Here is a 22283-nt window from a genome sequence, read left to right on the forward strand (position 1 = left end):
GCTTCTTTTTGTGGTTAAAATTTAATCTTTTTGATTGGTTTTATTTATTTTGAGAAAAGTCAGCTATAGGCTTTTTTTCCCTATCAAAATAGTTTTTTACAAGAGTAAACAGCGTGCTGATTCCAATGCGATTAAGTTCCATCTCAACAAGAATACTGGTTACTATACCGCTAATAAAAAAAGCGCCAAATGCCAGAAATAACGCAGCGCTAGGAAATAAAAAAAGTGAAGGAATAAGAATAACAGCGGCATAGATGCGATAGGCTATAGTTCCAGCCAGTCTGATTTGCTTTACTATTAAATCCCCAGTTTTAAGATGGCCTTTTAATTGATGATTGATTAAAACGTAGTGATTTAAAGAACTGTATATAAAAAGAAACGCAAAAGCACATAGACCCAGAGCCATCAGCGGCATCCAAATAAAGAGGTAAAGCAGTTCATGAGCGGAGAAACTCATCAATTCCCGCCAATAAAAAGGGCAAGGAAGTATAAATCCTAGAATAATTGTCCCGTATAATTTTAAAAAAACACGCAAAAACAAACGACTGTTCGCCTTGTAATACGCGTCAGCAGGCATGATGTCTACATCCAGTGTTTTTAGTGTCTCAATATCTTTAGTGATGGCCTCTTTTAATTCCTGTGTATTCATTTCCTTAGTCCTCATGGATAAGCTCCTTTTTTTGGGCTGATTTATCATGATGATCGACCCATTGAGTAAAATAAGCAGGAACTACCAAATTGGTTTGCCCTAGTTTTTTTCCTGCCGCCACATCATTGTTAGTTGTATTCACTGCTTGTTGGTATTGACTCTTAAGGCGCCCTCCTCCAGCCGTTGTCTCCTTCACTGTCAAATCCAGTTGATGATTGATAGCTTGCTGCATGCTTTGGGCAGAGGCTGCATTTACCCCTAAACCCATTGTTCTACCCTGATCCTGCAATCCATCACTAGTTTTGTAGAAGCTCGCACTCATTTCCGCTTCTTTAGTGCTTAATGGGGCTGCGGCCTTCTGATAAATGGTATCAATGGCGGCGTTTTTCCCTGCATTCCCGTAGCGAGCAATTAAATCATCCCGTTTTTCACTAATAAATTCACTGCCAAGGGTTTGTAATTGTTGCAACGAAGCTAAATCCCCGGGATGTGAATACAACTCATCACGCGCTGATTCGCCCACACGGCTGGCAACAAAGCCTGCGAAGGCCTGATTGAGATCGGTCGTCATTTGCTCTGAGTTTGATTCCACATAACTTTTAGCCGTGCTGATACGAGAGGCTTTCGACATGGAGGCATCGTAATTATGACTTGCGGTTTGCGCATCGCGCAAATCAGCGCCCAACTGATTTGAAAGATTCGCCCCTTCGGAGTGACTGTTATCAAAATGATGCGTTTTTGCAAAATGGCTGACGTAATTAAGCGCCTGATTAAAGTCAGCGGCTTCCTTAGCCGACGCACTACTCTCTGTTCCTTCATGGAAACGATCACTTGAGGTTGAGGAACGCTCTATTTTTGCATGACCATCAACACCACCACTTACCCCAAACGCATATTTTCCAAGGCTTCCCAGCATACTTCGATCACTTGAAACACCTGCTTGAGCATTTAATCCGGCGGAAGTCATTCGAGCGAGTGCATCTTCCTGCGTTATGCCTTCGCGTTTTGCTACTTCCGAGGCGATATGAGTCATCGTGGAGAGTGCCTGGTTGTATTGTCCTGATTCACTTTCTGACACACCATCGCCCAAACGCAAATCCTGTGCTTGCATTTTTGATAACTGCACGGCACTATGGGCAAAATTTGACAAGGAGGTTTGGTAATGTTGACTTTCGTTAGCAGCCGCCTGCTTCGATGCTTCAAACGCTTGATTTAAAGAACCACTCAGCGCTTTCGCATCGGACAGGTGCAAAGGCCCTCGTGATATCGCAGGATTACTATCAAAAACGGCATCGCCACTGCCCGTGATGGTCTTTAAAACTCCGGTTCCCATTTGTTCGGTATGCATGCCGTGGAGATCTGTCCAATTCGAATCGTGTTTGTTTGCTGATAAATTATTTGCACTGGTATTATCATAATTCATATTCCAGCCGCTGTAAGAGGCCATTGAAACATTACCTTGTGCGGCAGATTGTGCTTCACTCACGGATAGGGATTGAGCCATGCCACCAAAATGTTGGGATGACGTACTTAAAATACTGCCAAGACCCTTAGTAATATAATAGGCAAGAACGGGCACACTTGTCGCTAAGGCGCCCGCGGTATAAGCAAAATTGCTGTGTAAGGTAGCCAGCGAATCAATATTAGAAAAGGTAACCCCTCCCGTTTTTTGACCAAATAGCGTGATTGTGGCACTGGAGGCCATCGAGACAAACCAATGAAAGATGATAAACATCGGAGGCCATGACCAAAGATAGACTTGTGATTGTAAATAGAGGAAATAGACGTTGTTCATCGTCGGAAAAAAAGAAATTAAGACGACTAAGGGAAAAATACAAAGCGTTAGCATCCACATGACTGTCATGTAATAAGGCAGACGAAAGCCTGCCAGCCAAAAACTATTGGCTTCGGCTATGTGCATTTTTTGGGTACTGTTCGTGTTGGTGTAATTCATGAGGGCAGCATCTGCTCCTGCAAAAGCAAAGGCATCGTTTGCCGCATCACGGGTCGCATTGATTAAAATATTTTGAGTAAGCGTTTCGGCCGCATCGGTGGTTATATTCATGTAATAGGTATGCGCTGCTTGTAATCTATCCTTGAAAGACAGTTCAGCAACTTTTGGTTCTGCACCCGGTTTGGGACGGGTTGAAGAACTCCCTGTCGTGACTAACTGATTTAAACGCTCCAATTCACGCTTTGCGGCAATCGGAAGTCGCTTCTTCAAATTGGTTGCAGCATCTCCACAGCTTAAATTAGTTCCATCCTGCAAAATTACTCGATAAATAGGCGAGGGGTTCTCAAAGTAGGTTTTGCTCAAATTGTCGCTATTAACCAGTTTCTTAGCAGATAGTTGATGGCTTGCAAGCACTTTAGCCGCAAATACACATTGACGAATATAGGCTGACATGTCGGCAGCCAAATCAGGGGACATGGAAAGGCGAGTTTGGGTCGCAGCAAGCCAGGTTCTTGCCCCAAAAATCAGGCCGGTTTTGTTGTATTCCAGCCCGTCTGGCATGTGAAACGCATCAGAAAAGCCTGTGGTTATTCCATAGCCCATGCCGCTAATAAGCGATGCAGGCAAGGCAACACCTAAAGGAACATTATCAACCGTTAAGGCCTCCCCTGCCCCTTCTGCTGTTTGCATGTCAATAATGGCCACGGGTGCGCGAAGCCCTAGAAGACAATAGGTCACTAAAAAAGTGGTCAGAATAAACCGTGTCAACGATTCTAGCTTTTTACCTCGCACGTACTGATAGCCCACCATAGCGACTGATAGAATCATGATGATGTCACAGGCGGTGGCAAAGGTTGATGAGTCTAGTAAAAGCGCCATTCCATCAAGCAATTCCTTTAAAAAAATTCCGTTTTGTGGCGTGTATATCAATAAAGGACTCATTGCGCGCCTCCTGTATAAGCCTGCCTTAATAGGGGATTAAGTGCATTAAGGGCTTGTTTTACATTGTTTTGCACCAATTGATTGGTTGTAAGGGCTGCGTTAAAACGCGCTCGAGTGTCGCTATTAAAGTGGTCTACAAATCGTTGTGCGCTTGCTAAATTCTTAAAAAGCTTCTCTTCATTAATGCTACCTAAATCTTTACCTGCAAGGGATGCGCGAATCACTTCAAGCGAATTAGCCAAATATTGGGCAAGCAAATCAGTCGCTACACTTTGTGCCAGTTCATAGCTACTTTGAATGCCGATATTTTGTTGGGCGCTCGCTGAAATTAATTGAAAAACGGAAGGCTGAGTCAACTCAATTAATCCTTTTTGCTCAAGGCTAAGGGCTGTTCCTGACTTTATGTTGTCATAAATTCCTTGCAGTAAGGTCTTCACCTGAAACACTAAGGCATCTTTGCTATCGATTGTTTGATGGCCCGCGACATTAATCCCTACACATTTAATAGGTATGCCGCCGTCAGTGCACTTATAGCTTGGCAATTGGCCGCCATAAAGTAATGCTTTGACAAAATCTTGATTCGTAGCCAAGGAGGGATAGATTTGGACACTGCCTTTGGCATCAAAAACCAACGTGCCTGAAATTGACATGTAGACCTCAGAAAGATTGGTGTCATTCTTAATAAATTCATTCAGTTGTAATGAATCCCACACCACATTAGTGTTTAATAAAACACGGTCTTTATATTCGGGATTGGTTTTTGCCGCTTCTAAGTGTTTTTCCATCTCACCACCCGTCGAGCATTTTTGCCGTGCTTCAGCCCAATCATGGAACATCCCAGTATGACTGCCGATGTCTTCACACAACTTTTGATGCGCGGCTCGATTTTTTGGCCAAACCGCCGCGGCCAGGTTTTCACCCATTTCACAGGAGTTAAAATTGGTGCTGTTAATGTCATTCGCGAGTTTCTGCATGTATTGCATGGAATGAGCAATTTCAGGTAATTCTATCTCTAGGGCCAAATTAAGCGCATAACCTGCTCCAGAGCTTAAGACTGATTGCATGAATTTCACAATCTGGTCAGCTTTTATAAAAGAGGCGCCACCCGCAAAAATATCAATTCCCCCACAGCCTGAGCGAAACCCTGGCACATCAACGTGCGCTAGTTGAATGCTCCTAACCTGATTTCTTGCATAGACTGAGCCTAGGGAGGCAAAACCTGCTGCTTGAGATTCATAGGATGACGCACCCGTCACATTGCTTGCATAACCTAGATTATTGAAAAAATGAGTGAGATCGCTACTTGCTGTGGCATTGAGGGAGTTACATAAAACGAGAGGTAATACGACCGTTAACCATTTAATCATGAAACTTCTCCTCAATATGCCGCATTAATTCGTGAACTCGGCGTGCTAACTGATAAGGGGAAGCTTCACCAAATAAGACAGCATAGGCCTCCAAGGTATGGCGGTTTACTAAAAATAAGGCAGGCACTGACGGTTTATAACCGCCGGCAACATAAAAGGTTTGAAAAAGTTCAGGGGTTAATGGTGTGGTGTCAAAGCTGTCTAAAGACTCATTATCAAGGCTAAATGCGCGAACCTTGATATGAAAACTGTCTGAAAAGTCCTTCAGAACAGGTGAAAATTTCTGACAATGCGGGCAGGTGCTGCGATAAATATAAGCAAAATAATAGTTAGAGGATAAGTTTTTTCTTTCGCGCTCATCCTTTTTAGCAGCAGGCCTTAGCGTTTGTTTTTTCAAAATCAGCGCATTGAGCTCATCCACCGCCACATTGGCTTGTAAGGGTTGTGTCAGAAAGAAGAGCATTAAAAATAAAGTGCGTAGCATCATGCTTCAAATCCCTCATAACTGAATCGTTTATAATGAGTCGCCACATCCAATAAGCGTTCCTTTAACGCGGTTATGGAGACAAAGCCATAAGATAAGGGCGACATCGTTTGTGTTTTTAAATCAACGAGAAAAAGGGCTGGCATGTAGCGAGATTTCAAATTCATGTTCTTTTGGATAAGCTTAAGGGGCACGCTTTTTGGATTTGGTAGACCTTGGATGGGTTGACCATCGGTTGTAACCGAAATCATTGAAAAGTGGGTTTGATTAACAAAGGGCACAAGGTGTGCTACAAATTTTTGTGAAATCGAACTGTTGCCTTTGTAAAAAAGAATGAAGCCATAGCGCTTAGCTCCTTCCTGTATAACCCGCTCCATTAAAAGATTCATTGAGTCGTTTTGAATCGCCACCGCCGTGTTGTCGGTAGGAAAATTTAAGGTGTTATCAAGCTCAGGATGTGACATCAGTACCTGTTGCCAGTATTGCACAAATTTCTGGTTGTTTTTGGCATAGTACTGCTGTGCTTTCATATACTCATAGGTTGCATCCAATGAGGGTGCAATTAAGGCGCTTGCAAGCTTGTTTAAGGTTGCCTTTCGTACCGCCATGAGTTTTTCATAGGGCGTTAGCGTTGGAGTGTTATTTAGTTTTGGCAGTGGTTTAGTTAATTCTTTTGGCTCCTCGGTGTACCAATGAAAACCATGCGCCGGCACCTTCATTAAATCTGCGAAGGCCGGCATTGTCATTAAAATCAAAAGGCAGGCAACTAGTTTCATCATTGACCTGCCTTTTGTTGGATGCGTCGCGTCATCTCTGAAAGGGATGCCGCAGCATCAGGGCTATCGAGTTTAAAATCACTGACAATGCCTGCCTCTTTCATAGCGTGTCCAAAAGGATAGGGGTAGACCGGACTCACAAAATCAATGCGACCCATATCCAATTGTTCTAATTCAGCGACACTAAGACCTGCGCAGGTTGTGTGCTCTGCATCACCCAATGCTTTTGCATTAAGTTGCTTTAAGCGCCCTTCTTCCTGAATAAGTCGTGCCATTTTGCTATCAAAGACACAATAGCTGCGCTTATGTTCCGTGCAGACGCCTAAGACTTTTTCACTGCAGTATTTACCCACGTAATGCGCTAAATAATTAAGCTTCGCTTTGCCTAAGGCTTTGTCTTCTTCGCGGCATAAATCAAGATGAATTTTGTCAGCCCAGCCTTTATGCGAACAGCAATCAATGAGATTCGCAATCCAGATTTTGCATTGAACGGGATGGCCTGCAAAAAGAGACGCTTGCGTTTTAGAAAATTCTCGACCGGCTTCTGCTGCTGTTGCCAAAGGGGCTATCGCTTTGCCAAAGTCCTCATTTTGGGAAGGTGTGGTATCCACACAGTTACCATCAGCACAAAAAACATCTTTTAAGCAAACAGCAGCCTTATGACAAACGTTTTCCTCGCAACGGTAAACTTGGCTGTAGAGCGCACAGCCTATAGCATCCGTTCTTTCACAGTGAGAGCTTAGCTGAAAACACCCTTTTTCTTTTTGCAAGCGGCATTCATCCACCGCGGGACTTGAGCAAGAGTAAATATGCTCTATCTCCCAACAATCGCGCAAAAGGGGAACTCCATCAATTATTTTTGTCGAATTGGCATCAAGACATTGTTGATTTTTTAGTTGGCACAAGCTGCCTTTGTCCTCAAGGCTTACACAGCCATTGTCCCAAGTCTCAGTTCTTACGTAGGGTTTCGAGTGCGCGTCAATGGTTAAAGCTACCTGCACAGGATACGCTCTGCTAAAGTGTTTGGTGATATTGAGTATCATAAGACCATTGTTCAGACAGCTTGGAAGTTCAACCACGCTAATCCATGAGACACTGTCTTGATTATTTAAAATCGCATGAACGGTTGCAGTCATTGATTCGCAAGGCTTAGTGAAGCGAATCGGATTAGTGAGATAACCTCCCGCTGTATTCGTCATAACACCCGTTACTAAATTAACGGTCACAAAGCCTGACCACTTTTGAGGGACCACAAAATAAAAATCAGCGCGTTGGTTAATTGTTTCAGCGGCCATGGTTACTTTTCGTTTTTTAAGACAACGCTCATCAGGCAACTGCCTTGAGCGATAACAAATTTCATCATGTGCTTTGACTTCGCAAATTTCTTTCGCGTCGGTACAAAGCCCATGAGTCATGGCATAACTGTCTTTTTCAATCAGTTGGGACTGCTTGATTGCTTCACTGTTTTTATTAATTTCAAAGGTTGTTTTGCCAAAATTATCACTCACCGTTTTGCCGCCAACATCATTCTTTAAAGCTTGAGTAGCCGCTGTGCTCAAATCAATTTTTTCATGCTCTGTCCCTAAATAAAAATGGGCTTCAGGAGGCGTGCTGCTATAGTCTTTGAACGTGGTTTCGGGATGAAATTGATTAATAGCATCACGCATTTGAGAGCTTAATGATTTTGCATAGTCCTTTGATTGTTGAAAATCGTAAGGCGTGCTATTAGCAAACACAGTCAATGAAAATCCCAGGCTTAACACCAGCACCCAATTGATTCTAGTCATGTCCACGCTCCAGAATAGTTCGTGCACGATCTGCTACCACATCCCCTTTTTTAGCAATCAGTTCTAAGGCCTTTCTTAAGCTTGCATTGCCATACACCACATCAAACGGTTGATTGTCACAATCACTCGCTATCGCGCACGTTTTTGGGGGCTCTGTTACCACAAGGGCTGGCACTGATTTAATTTGAAACTGAGCAAACCAGACGGGATCAATCGACACCCCTTTAAAATTAAACTGTTGTTTTTTTGCCTCCGTATGAAGTCGCTTGAAGGTTTCAATGGTTTTTTTAAAATCCCCCTCCACAAGACCATTAATAACGACAGGAATATTAAAAAGAGCGGCTTCATCAGCCAGTGCAAATAAAAGCGAGTCCGGCATTGAAAACGATACAAACAATACAGCACCGTCTGCCGCTTGAGGTTTTTGCATGCCTTGTAAACCACTTTTAGCATTTTGCATCAAGTTATCGATAAGACTCTTGTGTTCCGATTGCGTACGGATAGAGGTCGCTTTCAAGGTTTCAATTTGAGTCGTTGACGTAAGCGCTAATGCATCAAGCCCTTCAGTTTCGTAGGTTCTAATGGTGTCATTGGTATTGGCAAGGCTAGTCACTGCCCAGCAAACCAAACTTACAAACATAATTTTATTCAGCATGTTGGCCATCCTTAAACACTCCCCTTTAAAGAAAACAACAATTTTTCTTTCGCCAGATTAAAAACCCAAAATTATCGCCCTCACCCGGTTTCATATGCCCTGTTTCCCAGGTAATAACAGAACGCCCAAAGGGCTGACATTGCTTTGCATCCGGCAGGGTATTAACCAATTGATAGCGATAACGGCTTTTAGGCAAAATAGCCGACCTATAAGTTTTACAAATCGCAGGGGAATTTTTGCCTACCGAATCGGCAATAGCACCGATGCGATGCAATTTAAAATCAGTTCGCTCTGCAAGAAGGGCTGCTGCTGAAATGGGGCTTGATTGATTCGCCACAAAGCCTGTTAAAGGATAGGTTGAGCCTTGAGCACCTTGGCACCAAAAAAGAGAATCGATAGCAGTTGCTGCCAAAGCACTCGTTGCATCCAGCGCGCAAGCCTGCCTTGCAGGGGGACTGCTAAACAGCGTGGCTTCAGGATTTAAGACAAATGCAAACTCCGAGTCATTCCAAGTGGGGTCAAGCTCTGAAGGAAAGAGGATGTCAAAGTCTTGGTCTTCCATACAACCAATGGATGTTAAAATTTGCAACCAATACATGAGTGGGTATTTATACCAATGCACGTAATAAAAAGCCCCTCGCCCGTCAGTTTCAGGCATTTGAGAACCGCCTAAACCTTGGTCTTTAATATTCAATTGCACGCCTAAATTCACCATACAATAAGGCTTTCTTGTCACATCAACTAAGGCAAAGGGTTCCCAAAAGCCAAGGGTAATGCCAAACAACTGTCCTTTCTGCGGGCATGAGCACAAGGGGCTTTTTGGGTTTTTTGTGTCGGGGTAGCGACTTTTAACCACTTTTGATGCCCCAATAGTCAGTGGAAATAGGCAATTCCAGCACACATCCTTGATAGGATTAACAAAGTGACCTTTACATGGGGAAGCATATAGAGGCAGCAGTGCTAGGCACCACAGGAGCAGAGCGACCAGACCTTTATTCATCATTCACTCCAATCTCGACAACTTTCCAATAAAGCCCATCCTGGCTGACCACCGAGGGCACGTGTTTAATATGAAGTTGACTGGTGATTCGTCCTTCTAAATCAAAATAGATTCGCCCAAAGTGCTCAGAGGCTTGTCGGATATCGCCGCTTATCAAAATAAATTTGACGTAGTGATAATCGTTATAATGTTTCTTTACCCAGGCCATCTGGTTTGCATCATCGGCATTGAAAAAAATCAGTGTTTTAGAAAATTGAAGGTGATTAAAGGGGTTAATTGCTGTCCCCTTTTTAGCAATGAGGGTTCCATCGGGCAAGGCTACATCGTGGGATACCAAAACAGTTGGATCAATACGAAATGTTTTAGGCGTTTTTGTAGGCGCAAGAGTTAAGGGCTTAGGTCTGATAATGTGTTCTGCCACTCGCTGTTCAATAAGACGTTGATGCTTTAAAAGTGCACCGCTTTCTTGCATCTCAGTTAAGCGCTTCATGATTAGCTCTCTTAAATCGGCTTCAATCACCGGAAATACTTGACCATAGTGGCCTAAATCCTTGGAATGACTTACAGGAAGAAGCAGGAACAGACCGATAAAGAAGAAGCCAAGTCCCGTTATTAGGTTAAGCTTCATGCTTCATCCTTGTAATAGTCTCAGCGACTACCTTATCAGTCACATCAAGACTGTTATTACTTGCCAAAACAGTGGCACTCATCACGGTCACTCGATGGGTCTGCCCATAGGCTTTTATTACCTGAGGTAACAGGGCAGAAAACTGCTTCATGAGCTTTGATTGCGCGTCTTTTGAAAGCTTGGAATGCGCAAGCATCAGTGAAGGCTTTTGAATGGCACGAGTCAGGTCTACCACGACAAGCGCCGTGGGTTTTTGCCCTATATTCAAACCAAGAGCGAACACCAGCACAAATCCAACCGCGCCTACTATAACCCCTTGTTTTATAGTCATCCGATTAAGCAGCATGAGCTTCTCCATAATGTTCATGAGCCACCAGGGACACCGCATCAAGAAAGTCTAAGCCCTGTGTTACATAATTAAGGACGGCTTGATAATCATCGCCATCAGAAGACAGAAGCACACGGGTAAAGGGGTCGACAAACAAACGATGAAAAGAGGAAATGCCATTGGCTCGCAGCAGCACTTGCGAGAATCCTGCTTCTTTGGCTTTAGGAAAGGATTTAAGGATGCTCATCTCATAGTCAGAAAACGTGTCGTGCTTTTTTTGATGCTCTGAAAGTGGTGATTCTTCCTGTAAAAAAATAAGCTTTAGAGCAGAGTTCTCCCACGCTGCACGGGCTTCTGAAAATTCAAAATAATCCTCAATTCCTTGCGTTACCGTTACAAACGAGGCTTTGTGCCGACGTCCTGTACGAAATCCTTTAGTGATGAAGTTGGCAGCAATCGCATCCCCTGTAAAAAAAGACCATGCCTCATCAATGATGCACATCTTTTGTTTGTCTCTATCTGAATTAAAGATCCTGCGTTGAAATTGAGACATCACTGATAAAAGAACCGGCGCACGAATGCTTTTGTTGTCTTCAATTTCCTTCAAATCCACAACAATGATGCGAGCATGTGGCGATAATTGAGACGGCTCATTAAACGCTTTGCCGTGTTCTGCATCCGACCAATAACGCTGTAAATTTTTGGATAGTATCCGTGCTGTAGGATAGGTTTCGCGATCCGCGTCATATAAGGCTAATAATTCGTGAGATACATTATCAATAAGAGTCTTGTTCTGATACTTATCAAAAGACCTCAGTATGGCCTCTCGTAACGTACCTCTATCATCATCTGTAGCACCACTAGTCGGACAGGTAAATAACTCAAACAACGCAATAAGATCATCAATCTCACGTAAAATATCGGTGACATGAGTAAACGGATTCATTGCTAAATTACGGTATTCGAGATAAGTCCCGCCAAGTGCCTCACACAATTTTTTATAGCTTCCGCCTACATCAATGATGAATATATCCCCACCATTAAAGAGCACATTAAGCATCAGCATTTGAATAAAAAAACTCTTGCCACCACCCGAAGTACCCGTCACTGCCATATTGTAATTCGTTCCAAATACCCCTGAAAAAGGATCGATGCATGCGAACTGATCGCGCATGGTAGGAAGTAAAATGCCACGGCCAACGCCCGACCAATCAGCAAGAAGCGGCATGTATTGGGTTGCGTTCCAGGAGGAGATAGGCCACATCATAGTAGGCAAAGAGAAGTCTTTAACCAGATTTCCGGTGAAAAAAAACGGCATGGACACTAAAAAATAAGGCCATTGCATACGTTTGCACTGTGCTAGTTTAATACCGTTGAATGCAAACGCTGTACGTGTTGCCTCTACATCCCGCTCTTTTTCATGCAATCTTGAAAAAAGTACCACGTTATATAGCATTTTAACGGATCGGGTCTTTTGTGCTGATAAATCATCACGGAAGGTACGCCACACACGCGCTTGAGTTTCAGTTCCTGCCACATTCACTGCATAATCACTTTTTAATTTCTTATCCAGGTCGCGGGTTTTACGATTAGCACGACCCTGCGCCTTACCCTGTTCTTCTACAAGATAAGTCACAGACACTATATGATTGCAGGGGATGCTTTTATCCGGGTGGAAAATATTGCTCGTATTATTAATGTTCTCCCACAAATGATACTCGCCTGGCAACCTGTCGATGGTCAGCACTGACACCGCAGTTTCATAAGCGCATCCCTTATCATTCACACCACGAATCAATACCCCATCGTTTTTAATCTCTGCATCAAAGTCATGGGAAAGTGCCTGTTCTTTAAGTAACTTGGTTTTGTCATAGGGAATAAGCTTGGGCACAATCGCATCTGGGCAGTTTGCCAGATAGAAATTAAGCAAATGTAAAAAATCAATGGGATCCCCTCGTTTATACCCAATTTTAGCCGCAGTTAGAGAGGCTTCAAACGACACGCGAAACTGACCAAAACAGGCTTTTAAATCACTCTCTGATTCCTCATTGACTTTATCAATCACAATAAAGCACTCAGTATTCGTCAAGCGTGGTGTACTTATCGTATTGGTTTTAAAGCCATGAATGGCAGCATGCTGATAAAATGCTTTGAGGTTATCCCCTAAAAGGCCTAAATTTTTAAACTCACGCCTTTCAAATTGACGGGTAAATGCCTCAATCTCATGCCCCACCTGGTTGTGTTTGACGCAAATCAACTGCAAGGTAAAGTCATGTGAGACCTTTGATTGAAGCAGGGTATCCAGTTGCTCTGCGATTTGTTCATTCGCACCAGTTAAAGGAATGATTCGATAGATTAATCCGGCATTGTATTCATTAAAAAACAACTTAGACTCCTCATCAAAATACTGATAAGGCAATAGATGCTCGGTAAATGAAGGGTAGTGATGCTCGTCAGGATTAAGATCTACTGATTTATGTTTATCTCCATCCTCATCATTCAAACACTCTTTAAGCAGCTCGCGGGTGCCTTGAACCCAGTCTATGACTTTCGCAAACATTTAGTTCTCCTGTGAAATCACTTCAATCAACGCCCTACTTATACCCAGAATAAAGAACACGATTATTGGCTTGCTGCACAAATTGGCCATCAGGGGTGTAGCGTTTTTCTTGCACCATGCGATTGACCGCCTCCATGCTTTGGCACCCTCCCCTATCCGCAAAAGGACAGCGGGCATCCTCATTGTCCAATAGGGATTTTGAGCAGGCGCATAATTGTGATAAGAGCAACATCAGGGTGAGTAATGCCTTAAACTTAATCATGTAGGGGCTCCTCATTTTGTACGGTTGAGAACAAAGGGGCTGTGGGCTGTCCTTGCTGACTTAAGAATGCATTCTCCTTGCGCGCTGTTTGCATTAGAGGTTCTTGTCCGTTGGTTTTGAATAAGGAGCCCGCTTCTTCTCTTGGTTCAGGGCGGGTTCCATCAGCGCGACTGATGATTGTTGTCACAGTGGCCTCGTTTTCGGCTCTTCCTTCATTAATTGATTTCCCTGATTCATAAACCTGATGTTCTTTGTCAATCCAAAATCCCTTGGTAAATAAAACAGAAACACGGCGTCCGGCTCTTGCCACCACCAAGGGGTGATAAATATCAGCAATACGCATCACGTAATCTGAAATACGGTTGGCAGGATTACTGAGCGCGCCACCGGCTGCTGATTGCGCCAATGTGGAAGCTTGCCCGTAAGTCGTGATAGTACCTGCCCCTGGATTGATTGTTTGCGCGGTATTTAAATTCTTTAAGCCATCACCAAAGCCGGCTAAAATACCTGCGGCAGCCGAATAGCCAAGCAAAGGCTTGGTTTTTAAAATGGATGTTCCACGCAAATCCTGCATAGCATCTAAATCAAAGACCGAGCCGTAGGCTTTTTGTTCAAAATTGATATCCTTTCCTGCGCATGACAGGGTTTCTACATGCAAAACAACCGAACTTCCTGATAAATCCCCATAGGTGGACACAAGGGCAAAACAGCCTTCCAGGCGCGAATGCTGATCATTAGGCATAATGCCAGCACTAGTTAATCGAATCATGGCCGTGCCCATGTTTTTTGAGCCATTAATTCCAGCATCCCCTAAAATTCCAGTCAGTAATACGCCCTCCACAAAAGTGCCTGCCCAGACGTAATTTCTAGAGGTTCGCGCTTCAATATTCTTTTTTCTGCGATTGTTAAATTGCACGGTTTCAAGTCCGGATTTCGCCAGTAGTTCACGCTCGATTTGCTGCCTTTGCTTTTGTTTCGCTTGGATTTCTTCTCGGGTTGGTGGGCTTACAGTAACAAGACTAGCTTGACGCGTAGAAAGGAGAGCGATTTGTAATTGTTCGTTGGTTTTTTTATTCGCATCTTCAAGTTGTACGAGCTTTTCTTGCATCGCGGCAACCAACGCTTTGGTGTCTGAATCAGGTTCTGGTGTAGTGGCTTGCGTTTGCTTTTTTTCATGGGTTGAGACGAGCTCTTTTAAGTCATCAATTTGATGCTGCTGTTGCTCAAGTAAGGCTTCGTCACTGGCTTGATTGAATTGACTATCAAACACGCCATCAAAGTGGGCTTCTTCTTGCACAGGACGCTTTGTATAGTCTGTTTTAGAGTAGCAATAAAATCCATAGGAAACCCCAGCGACCAGCAATAAAACTGCAGCATGCTTAAGCTGTTCTTTTTTTGCCAATTTATTGGCATTTTTGGGCTTTAAAGACCGCCATTTTTTTATTTTTTCAAACATCAGCTATTCCTTTGAGAATCAGCACTAGGCTTTGTCTTGATTGCTGTATAAGCCATATAAATAGGCGACTTTTTTGGGCAAAAGGGTTTCGTCACTGAGCGACAACCTCTTTGCAAACCGATGAGAAAATAAATCGGTTGTCAGTGCTATTTCATGCTTGGACTTATTCTCCAATCGATAGACATAACCTGTTAAACCGCCACCTTGATATTGTTTTTCAAGGGTTACTTTGATGTCTTTTTTAATGTAAAAAGGGCTTGGAATGATGTTTTTTTCATTAAAACCCTTCGGCGTTTCTCCGGCTTTTAAAGCAGCGATTGCTTCATCCACTTCGGTTAGATCAGGCGTATTTGACTTAACGTAGTTCAATTTGGTTGGCGCTTTAGCCACCAGTCGCAGTGTTTTTCCAATGGCTCCTCCCGGAGTCAAGGTCAAGGACAGGTGATGGCCTTTGTTGGTGGTAAGAAAAAGAGTGATGGGCACTTCAAAATTGGGTTTTAAATACACAGAGCTCTCCGTGCTTTCAGTCTTATCCATCTCGCTTTTATCAACGGTAAGAGAGCCTTCTGGGTAATTTAATTGAGTGATGGTTTCACCCTCAACAAACACTCGGTTAAAGTTAAGGTTCGATAAGGAGAGATTAAATTGCTCTCCTTCTTCAAACGCGATTACTGAGGGCGGGGCACCTGAAAAAACCAGGTTTGAACTTAAGATACCTAACCCAAAAAGGGCATTTTTAGCGTTAAAGAAACTTAAATTAGGCATGAGATATCTCCTGAATGGATGCTAAGTTTAAGAGCCCCTCACTATAGGAAAACTGTAGGCGATAGATTTTGTGTTGAGCCTTTAATTGAAGCCCATGGCTCGTACGATATAAAAGCCCTTCGATTTGCCCTTGATTTTTATTGACATCAACCGACACCCTTTCACTATAAAAAACCGAACTTATATTTTTTTCATGTACAGTTTTGCGTTCTGCATCTAACAGTTTGGTAAAGGATTCCTGATAATTCGCAGGAATCAGATGCGACAGCATGGTGTAACGTGTATCAATCGTTTCGGGGTTGTAGGTCAGGCGTAAATCAGCGACTTTTTGCGTCATTTCCTTTAAGTACTGAGGCGAATAGGCTTTGTCCCCGAGGCTAAATTCAGCCCCCGTACACATCGGTAGCCAATGAACTTGACGGTGTAACAGGGTATAAAAATTTAAAGCGCTGAGAACGATAACTGCCAACGTGGAAGAAAGCGCCCAAATCAGGGTCAACTTAAATAAGAGCCTATTTTTTGCAATTGCATTATCACGAAAAGACGTATTCATCATTTCACCTGATATAAATTCGGTTGGCAGAGTCGGGTAATGCACGAAATAACAGGCAAGTTAACTCATGGGGAAGCGACCAATAGATAATGGCGAATAGGCTACGCAGTGGTAAGCCACCGTACTTAACATGCATCGTGATACTTAAGGCAGCGCCTATCATAAATAACTGATAAGCAAGGCCTGTGAGAAGTCCGATTCCTGTGAGTAAAAAGATAGGTAGCCCTGTGGTAATGGGAATACCTGCTATTTTTGGCTCATCAAAGAGCATGAAGGTTTGATAGCTTCTTGCCATTATTTCAGCGCCCAGTGGGTGAACACCATTAAGACAGGAACACCTGCAAGGACTGCAATATTTTTGGTTTTGATGTAAGCGTAAGCGCCTGCTAATCCTTCGGCTAAGAGAAGAAAGTAAGGAACATCAGAATTAGCACCAAAAGTGGCTCCTACCTCAGCCTTTAATCCTGCTAAGCGATTCTCTGCTGCAAAACAATCGGGCATTAGACAAATTAGGGCTAATCCAATCATTAAAAACGGAAGTAATTGGCGGGCATAAAGATACCCTTTAACGCTTAAATCATTTAAAACTGCAGTGCTTTTCATTACATTCTCCTTTTTTGGTTAAAGAAATCCCCTGAGCCCTAATTTGTGCTCATTTTTTATTCTTTTTAATTAATTAATAACTTGTAGCGAATTACACTAAGAGCTACCCATCCATGGCTCCTCTTCCTAGTATAAAATTAAGTGCCATAATCAACTGATTCATTATTAAAAAATCCCTGTAATTCTTTTAACCAAACCTTGTTCTAGTGTAGGTCTTGCATCCCCAAACTTTAAATTTGCCTTATCTGTATTATTGAAATCTTGATCTACTCCACTCATCTTAGCTCCTCAATATTTAAAGCCTTTGTGTGTAATATCGAAAACACTAGGACGCACTACCTCTTTAACAACCTGTTGGTTTCACGTATTTCTTCAATTAACAGGTCCAATTTTTTTTCAATATTTGCCGATTGATTTAAAAGAGCTGCAAATTGCAAAGCCTTAAACTCCGTTGGTTTTTGAAAGCTTAAAGCTCTTATATAAGGCGGCATCGCCTCATCAATCTGCTGTATGAAATGCAAAGCGGGTTTTCCAATCGCATCCTGATTGAGTTTTAAGGGTGCTGCATTCGCTAGCGCTGCAGAGACTAGACCTAGTGCTAGAATGATAGTTTTCATTGCTCATCCTTTTTGTTTAACTTCAATGACATCTCAAGCTCATCAAGTTGCGTTTCTATAGTAATGAGCTTGGCTAAAAGAGGCTTCACCTGAGAGGCAAAATTGGAGCAGTAAGGCCGATACATGCTAATCGCCTTCAATTCATATTCCCCATAGTTAAGTGAGGTTGATGCCTGCTTGTATTTCCCTTTTGTAATTCGAATGCTTGCTGATTCGAGGTAAGATGCAGCAACCATCACATCACCAGCGCACGCATCCTGGGATTTACTTTCCGCTAACTGATATAGCGCTCTTGCCATGTGGTCACACTCTGAACTTAAATAATGAGAGTCCTGCGTTAAGGCGTTCGCTGAGAAAGCAAGCAATGAACCCGCTGCTAACATAAGACATTTTTTATTATTTTTGATCATGTTCTTTCCTTTAATTATCAATTAAACAATCTTTTTTCTTTAACCAATTAATGATTTTTACAGCCATAGACCGTTATCAATTTTTCATTATCGACCATTGAAATAGCTCTATTATTCTCATAAATTTGGTTGTAAATTTCTTGGCGATGTACAGGCATGTCTCGCGGGGCTTCAATGGCGAATTTGACCTGGTTTCCTTTAATGCCTTCGATTGTTAATTTGATATCATGACCAATCATAATTGACTCACCTCTACGTCTCGTTAAAATCAACATCGCTACTCTTCCTTCTCTTAAATTTTTTTTATTTACTCAATAGGATTTAAATCCAATTGAATGACGCTATTTTCACTACATTCAATACCAAACCTTACTAAGTCTTCATGCATGCCACAGAGCATGATTTCAATTTCTTGATTGATAATTAGACTTTGGCCAATGCGCCTATCAATCTCCGTAACCACCTTTGTCGGAGCGCCTTTTTTGTTTTCAATTTGCTTATCCCCTCCTTTCTTATTTGTCACGAAAAAACCACCTCTCATTGTTGTTTTTCAGTAGTATCTCAATAAAAAAACTTGCACATAATCCCCAAATTTGGGGATTGTTTTTTAATTTTATTTGTGATAATGATTTTTATTTTTTGGTGACGATATAATTAGAAGATACTCGAAAATTGATCCAAGTTTCTCGAATAGAACTGGCATTAAAGGAGATAGAAAAGAAAGCAGAAAAGAGAAAGATAAATACCCGCTATTAGTACGGTTGTTGATTTATGGAAACAGGATTTATTTTACCGATAATGCCGCGTTGAATTGACTCAAACATCGCTTGAATTAAATTGTCACAATTTAATGAAGTTCGAATGCGTTTTAAGTATTGTTCAACGGTGTGAGGGCTAATATTGAGTTCTTTCGCTATCACTTTGGTCTTTTTACCTTGGGCTGCTAAGAGTAAACATAACTGCTCTCGCTGTGAGAATGTAATCGTATCAAGATATTCCTGACGTATAACAGCATCTCTAAGCCTCTTATTACTTAAAATGAATGAAAAGCGATAGTCAGGATTATTATCAATGATCACATCCATCATCGAATCGACAAACTGAATGCAAAAGAGTTCAAATTTATCCCCATCCTTTTCTCGCCAATGAAAGAACGCACTGGTCGAGTCCACTCTAAGGCCTTCAAATACAAAAGAACATTCATTATGAAGTCTTTCTATCGCAATAACAGTTAATGGGGAGTCGGTACAGACGCCCTCTTTCACAGGACTAGCCAATTCGAAGGTACTTCGATCACTAAATAAAAGACGCATCTTAAAGCCTGTTATTCCATAGTTGGCCAAAGGCTTAACCAGCGTGGCAATTCTTTCTTGAATAACGAGATTCATTGAAATTCCTTTTTTGTTTAATGCTAATGTACAGTGAAAGACGATTTTTCTGGTTGCAGCTTAAATAAAAGAAAAGCATAGGCCCTTGAAGCCTCTTTTGCCCTAGCATCTAGCGATTCCTCTTCAAGCACACGATGAGCTGAATCAAGTTTTACAGCACACTGTAGTAAACTCATTAGTTCAAAAGGACTAAAATGCTTTATGGAGAGGCGATTAATCATAATTTGACTCCTAGTCGATAGTTGATTTGATTAAGGTGATAACAATCAATTTATTCATTTTCAGTCCAGTTATAGGTGTAAAGCTTCGCTTTCATGCAATCGTTTCTCAATCCGGCTGATTTTCTCCTTAGCCCTTTGGATAATGGACTCAAAGCAATTACTCCCCTCTTTTTCAAATTGTTGTAAGGATTTGAAATGTTTCATTTCGGCATAAGTTGCTTGTAATTCTGATTTAAGTTCTTCAAACGCAGACTCATTCCCTCGCTGTTCATTAATCACCATCCCAGCAGGGGTTTGCCATTCACCGCGAGAAATGACTAAGCGAATTGCGTTAAGTTTTCGGTGAAAATCTTGCCCGCATGCGGTAAAGTGCTTGGGATTTAGCAAGCAATAACGAATCTCTTGAGCAAGCACATCTGCATTTGCCAAATTGAATGATTTCACCAACGCGTTAATTCGAGATTCCTGATTTAGGGTTAGTAGGTGCCCTATTACAGCATCCTCAGGTACTACATGATTCACGGCATGGTTTTCTTGTTCGAAGGTGGCATTAGAAGCTGAATAATTGAAGTGAGAAATAACAGCAGCAGCTTCGTTAGTGGGAATTAGTTCTTGGGTATGTTCTATTGCTGCTGTTATTAATTTATTATTTTTATTATTTATATAATTATTATTATTTACTATTGCAGATGCCTTTCCAGGCGACGAACATTCCGGCGCCTGGAAATCCGTCTCCGTGTTGTCAGGCGACAGATCATCAGGCTTGGGAGGTTCATTGTCTGATTTTTGGGGTAATTCATGCACCACATAATCTAACGACTTATACTCCCCACTTTCTGGTTTGCGTATCCATTCTGTGGTGATATAGCCTGCGTTTTTTAATTCTTTGAGCAACCCTCGCACTGAATCACGACCATTGCTTGCTTTTTCAACCAGTTTTTCAACTCTTATATGGCAGTCATCAGGCAATCCCATCAAATAGGAATGCAAGCCTTTAGCGGCCCAAGATAAATCCGGCTGGTTTAAACAAGTTTTATCTACAATAAGAAAATTTCCTTTTTTATTGATGCGAAGTACAGTCATGGCGGACATCCGTATTATTAATGTGAGAATTGAGCGAAATGTTCATATGATCCTCCAGCGTGGAATTGTAGGAATTTTTTTGCGCAGCTCTTTGGCAAGATTCTTTGTAAAATACTTTTCGTTTCTTCTAAAAGCCGAAATAAAAATGTAAGTCTTTGAATAATGATGAGAATTGTTTTCCGATTTCAATTTAATTCCTTAAGAAAGTAATTTTAAGTCATCATGAGGATTCAGATTTCTCTATAAATTTTATATTACAAATTAATGGTTAATTTTTCAAATCTTTTTTTACCACAAAAGTAAATTTAAAATACTTTAAGTTAACCCATGTTAAGTGGTCGCATGTTTTTTAAACATTCATATGGTAAATTTCATGCAAGATTTATTAACCAATTTGGTTTATTATAAAGTCGCATTCTATCTAATTGATGATATTTAATATGAGCAATTCTTCAATAGACAACGCCTCATCTTCAGAGGCTCGAGGTAAAAGAATAAGATTTATTCGAGAGCATCTATTGTCTTTTACGAGAGAAGAGTTTTGTGAAGATTCCACCATTACACCTCAATCCCTAAAGGGATGGGAGTTAGCGTGGGGAGGCGGATTAACACCTCAAGGCGCTATAAAAATTGTTAATCGTAGTAAAGGGTTAAATATTTATTGCTCAGAGTCATGGCTGATGCATGGAATCGGAAGAGATGCAACTCGAATTACCAAAGATTTAAATATACAAGAGGGAGAGGAAAGCCACATTGCTAAAGAATTATTATTATTCAGAGAAATACCAAACTCAATTGATACAGTGATAAAAGATGATTGCATGACACCCTTGTTCTATCCTGGAAATTATGTGGGTGGTATAATAATTAATAATCTAGAAAATGCCATAGGTAAAGAGTGTATTATTATTGCTGACAATGACGAAATATTCGTGAGGATTTTAAAATATGGCACGGAGCCAGCTCGCTATGACTTGATCTGTCTAAATCAAAACACCACTCTAGTGAAAAAAGAAATAAAGAATACTGGCGTTAAATTGGTTGCGCCAATTATATGGATTCGCAGAATATTTCGAGAATACTAACCGCGGATACTTTAAGACAAATATCTAAAGTCAAATCTGATACCAGCATCTCTGGAAAGCAATTAATTAATTTTAGGAAAAATATGTACCAACTATTACCTGCAGAAGAAAAGCATTTAGATCAAATAGTTCCACTTATGGCTAGTACCGGATACTGGGAAGCAGGACTAAGACGTAATACTCTTAATTTAACCACACATCAATTTATTCGCGAATATATTGCTAAGCCAAATTTACCTTTCACGACAGTTCTTACACCTAAAGATAAGAAAAACAAAGCATTGGGAATATTAACTTGTGGTTCGAAAGATGAATTAGAATCAAGCAGTGTTGATTATGGTGAGCATATACCTACCGAGGTTAAGCATCTATTCAAAAATTTATTTACTTTTGAGATAAGCAATAGTTATCACATTGCTTTCCTTGCATTAAACAAAAGTTGTCGAGGAGAGGGGCTTGGAATAAAGCTTATGGCGTTGGCTGAGAAAAAATGGAAAGAATCCCAGATGGACACTCTATCCTTGTATACTTTTAGCTGTCAAACTAGTGCGATAAAATTATATCTGAAAGCAGGCATGATGGTTGCTAAAGCCATAAATGTTGAAGAAAAAGTTCCTTGTCCTTGTGTTTTATACTTCGAAAAAAATCTGCGCACAGAAAGCTTGCATAATTTTTTTGAATCCCCCGCTTATCAAAATATAACTTTTTAA

At 41.5% G+C, this 22283-nt stretch carries 27 protein-coding genes; 2 read left to right on the forward strand and 25 right to left on the reverse strand.

The window, feature by feature from the left end; translation table 11 throughout:
* Positions 1–40: 40 nt before the first annotated feature.
* The 25 genes from Ldro_RS06380 to Ldro_RS06495 form a co-directional block, all read right to left on the reverse strand.
* Positions 41–664 carry a hypothetical protein gene (locus tag Ldro_RS06380; protein ID WP_058495567.1) on the reverse strand — a complete coding sequence of 208 codons (624 nt, stop codon included), beginning with the start codon at positions 662–664 and terminating at the stop codon, positions 41–43.
* The gene (locus Ldro_RS06385; protein WP_058495568.1) at positions 654–3545 is read right to left on the reverse strand and encodes a conjugal transfer protein TraG N-terminal domain-containing protein; all 2892 of its coding nucleotides are present in this window, start codon (positions 3543–3545) and stop codon (positions 654–656) included. The genes Ldro_RS06380 and Ldro_RS06385 overlap by 11 nt, the downstream gene beginning before the upstream one ends.
* On the reverse strand, positions 3542–4912 hold the full coding sequence (locus Ldro_RS06390) for a conjugal transfer protein TraH (RefSeq protein ID WP_058495569.1): 1371 nt from the start codon (positions 4910–4912) through the stop codon (positions 3542–3544). The genes Ldro_RS06385 and Ldro_RS06390 overlap by 4 nt, the downstream gene beginning before the upstream one ends.
* Positions 4905–5399 carry a type-F conjugative transfer system pilin assembly thiol-disulfide isomerase TrbB gene (gene trbB / locus Ldro_RS06395; protein ID WP_058495570.1) on the reverse strand — a complete coding sequence of 165 codons (495 nt, stop codon included), beginning with the start codon at positions 5397–5399 and terminating at the stop codon, positions 4905–4907. The genes Ldro_RS06390 and trbB overlap by 8 nt, the downstream gene beginning before the upstream one ends.
* Positions 5396–6175, reverse strand: a complete 780-nt coding sequence (gene traF, locus Ldro_RS06400; RefSeq protein ID WP_238583981.1) for a type-F conjugative transfer system pilin assembly protein TraF — start codon at positions 6173–6175, stop codon at positions 5396–5398. Before traF ends, trbB begins: the two co-directional genes overlap by 4 nt.
* Positions 6172–7959, reverse strand: a complete 1788-nt coding sequence (traN, locus tag Ldro_RS06405) for a type-F conjugative transfer system mating-pair stabilization protein TraN (RefSeq protein ID WP_058495571.1) — start codon at positions 7957–7959, stop codon at positions 6172–6174. Before traN ends, traF begins: the two co-directional genes overlap by 4 nt.
* The gene (gene trbC / locus Ldro_RS06410) at positions 7952–8614 is read right to left on the reverse strand and encodes a type-F conjugative transfer system pilin assembly protein TrbC (RefSeq protein ID WP_058495572.1); all 663 of its coding nucleotides are present in this window, start codon (positions 8612–8614) and stop codon (positions 7952–7954) included. The genes traN and trbC overlap by 8 nt, the downstream gene beginning before the upstream one ends.
* A gap of 25 nt (positions 8615–8639) precedes the next feature.
* A complete protein-coding gene (gene traU, locus Ldro_RS06415; RefSeq protein ID WP_058495573.1) occupies positions 8640–9617 on the reverse strand; it encodes a conjugal transfer pilus assembly protein TraU in 978 nt (325 codons plus the stop codon).
* A complete protein-coding gene (gene traW, locus Ldro_RS06420; protein WP_058495574.1) occupies positions 9607–10242 on the reverse strand; it encodes a type-F conjugative transfer system protein TraW in 636 nt (211 codons plus the stop codon). The genes traU and traW overlap by 11 nt, the downstream gene beginning before the upstream one ends.
* On the reverse strand, positions 10232–10588 hold the full coding sequence (locus Ldro_RS06425) for a TrbI F-type domain-containing protein (protein WP_058495575.1): 357 nt from the start codon (positions 10586–10588) through the stop codon (positions 10232–10234). Before Ldro_RS06425 ends, traW begins: the two co-directional genes overlap by 11 nt.
* Positions 10578–13130 (reverse strand): type IV secretion system protein TraC, encoded by a 2553-nt coding sequence (traC, locus tag Ldro_RS06430; RefSeq protein WP_058495576.1) that lies wholly within the window; start codon positions 13128–13130, stop codon positions 10578–10580. The genes Ldro_RS06425 and traC overlap by 11 nt, the downstream gene beginning before the upstream one ends.
* Before the next feature lie 34 nt (positions 13131–13164).
* A complete protein-coding gene (locus Ldro_RS06435; RefSeq protein ID WP_058495577.1) occupies positions 13165–13392 on the reverse strand; it encodes a hypothetical protein in 228 nt (75 codons plus the stop codon).
* Positions 13385–14848: a TraB/VirB10 family protein gene (locus Ldro_RS06440; protein WP_058495578.1), complete on the reverse strand. Its 1464-nt coding sequence runs from the start codon at positions 14846–14848 to the stop codon at positions 13385–13387. The genes Ldro_RS06435 and Ldro_RS06440 overlap by 8 nt, the downstream gene beginning before the upstream one ends.
* A 24-nt stretch (positions 14849–14872) precedes the next feature.
* Positions 14873–15613, reverse strand: a complete 741-nt coding sequence (gene traK, locus Ldro_RS06445) for a type-F conjugative transfer system secretin TraK (RefSeq protein WP_058495579.1) — start codon at positions 15611–15613, stop codon at positions 14873–14875.
* Positions 15606–16169, reverse strand: a complete 564-nt coding sequence (locus Ldro_RS06450; protein WP_058495580.1) for a TraE/TraK family type IV conjugative transfer system protein — start codon at positions 16167–16169, stop codon at positions 15606–15608. Before Ldro_RS06450 ends, traK begins: the two co-directional genes overlap by 8 nt.
* Before the next feature lies 1 nt (position 16170).
* On the reverse strand, positions 16171–16461 hold the full coding sequence (gene traL, locus Ldro_RS06455; RefSeq protein WP_058495581.1) for a type IV conjugative transfer system protein TraL: 291 nt from the start codon (positions 16459–16461) through the stop codon (positions 16171–16173).
* Positions 16461–16769, reverse strand: coding sequence for a type IV conjugative transfer system pilin TraA (locus tag Ldro_RS06460; protein ID WP_058495582.1), 309 nt, complete (start codon positions 16767–16769; stop codon positions 16461–16463). The genes traL and Ldro_RS06460 overlap by 1 nt, the downstream gene beginning before the upstream one ends.
* Before the next feature lie 165 nt (positions 16770–16934).
* A complete protein-coding gene (locus Ldro_RS16280) occupies positions 16935–17048 on the reverse strand; it encodes a complement resistance protein TraT (RefSeq protein ID WP_238583982.1) in 114 nt (37 codons plus the stop codon).
* A 56-nt stretch (positions 17049–17104) separates the two neighbouring features.
* Complete coding sequence (locus Ldro_RS06465) at positions 17105–17386, reverse strand: hypothetical protein (RefSeq protein ID WP_058495583.1); 282 nt, start codon at positions 17384–17386, stop codon at positions 17105–17107.
* On the reverse strand, positions 17383–17796 hold the full coding sequence (locus tag Ldro_RS06470; protein WP_058495584.1) for a hypothetical protein: 414 nt from the start codon (positions 17794–17796) through the stop codon (positions 17383–17385). Before Ldro_RS06470 ends, Ldro_RS06465 begins: the two co-directional genes overlap by 4 nt.
* Positions 17797–17843: 47 nt before the next feature.
* The gene (csrA, locus tag Ldro_RS06475; protein WP_058495585.1) at positions 17844–18071 is read right to left on the reverse strand and encodes a carbon storage regulator CsrA; all 228 of its coding nucleotides are present in this window, start codon (positions 18069–18071) and stop codon (positions 17844–17846) included.
* Positions 18072–18103: 32 nt separating this feature from the next.
* Entirely contained in the window at positions 18104–18319 is a 216-nt protein-coding gene (locus tag Ldro_RS06480; RefSeq protein WP_162263970.1) for a carbon storage regulator, read from the reverse strand.
* A 229-nt stretch (positions 18320–18548) separates the two neighbouring features.
* Complete coding sequence (locus Ldro_RS06485; protein ID WP_058495587.1) at positions 18549–19184, reverse strand: helix-turn-helix transcriptional regulator; 636 nt, start codon at positions 19182–19184, stop codon at positions 18549–18551.
* Between the two features lie 23 nt (positions 19185–19207).
* A complete protein-coding gene (locus Ldro_RS06490) occupies positions 19208–19405 on the reverse strand; it encodes a hypothetical protein (RefSeq protein WP_058495588.1) in 198 nt (65 codons plus the stop codon).
* A 69-nt stretch (positions 19406–19474) separates the two neighbouring features.
* On the reverse strand, positions 19475–20488 hold the full coding sequence (locus Ldro_RS06495) for a hypothetical protein (protein ID WP_058495589.1): 1014 nt from the start codon (positions 20486–20488) through the stop codon (positions 19475–19477).
* Between the two features lie 440 nt (positions 20489–20928).
* On the opposite strand from Ldro_RS06495, the gene Ldro_RS06500 reads away from it, so the two are divergent.
* Both Ldro_RS06500 and Ldro_RS06505 read left to right on the forward strand, forming a co-directional pair.
* The gene (locus tag Ldro_RS06500) at positions 20929–21573 is read left to right on the forward strand and encodes a hypothetical protein (RefSeq protein WP_058495590.1); all 645 of its coding nucleotides are present in this window, start codon (positions 20929–20931) and stop codon (positions 21571–21573) included.
* A gap of 83 nt (positions 21574–21656) precedes the next feature.
* On the forward strand, positions 21657–22283 hold the full coding sequence (locus Ldro_RS06505) for a GNAT family N-acetyltransferase (protein ID WP_058495591.1): 627 nt from the start codon (positions 21657–21659) through the stop codon (positions 22281–22283).

Origin of the sequence: Legionella drozanskii LLAP-1 (assembly GCF_001467585.1) — a bacterium.
In the GTDB taxonomy this organism is placed as follows: Bacteria; Pseudomonadota; Gammaproteobacteria; order Legionellales; family Legionellaceae; genus Tatlockia; species Tatlockia drozanskii.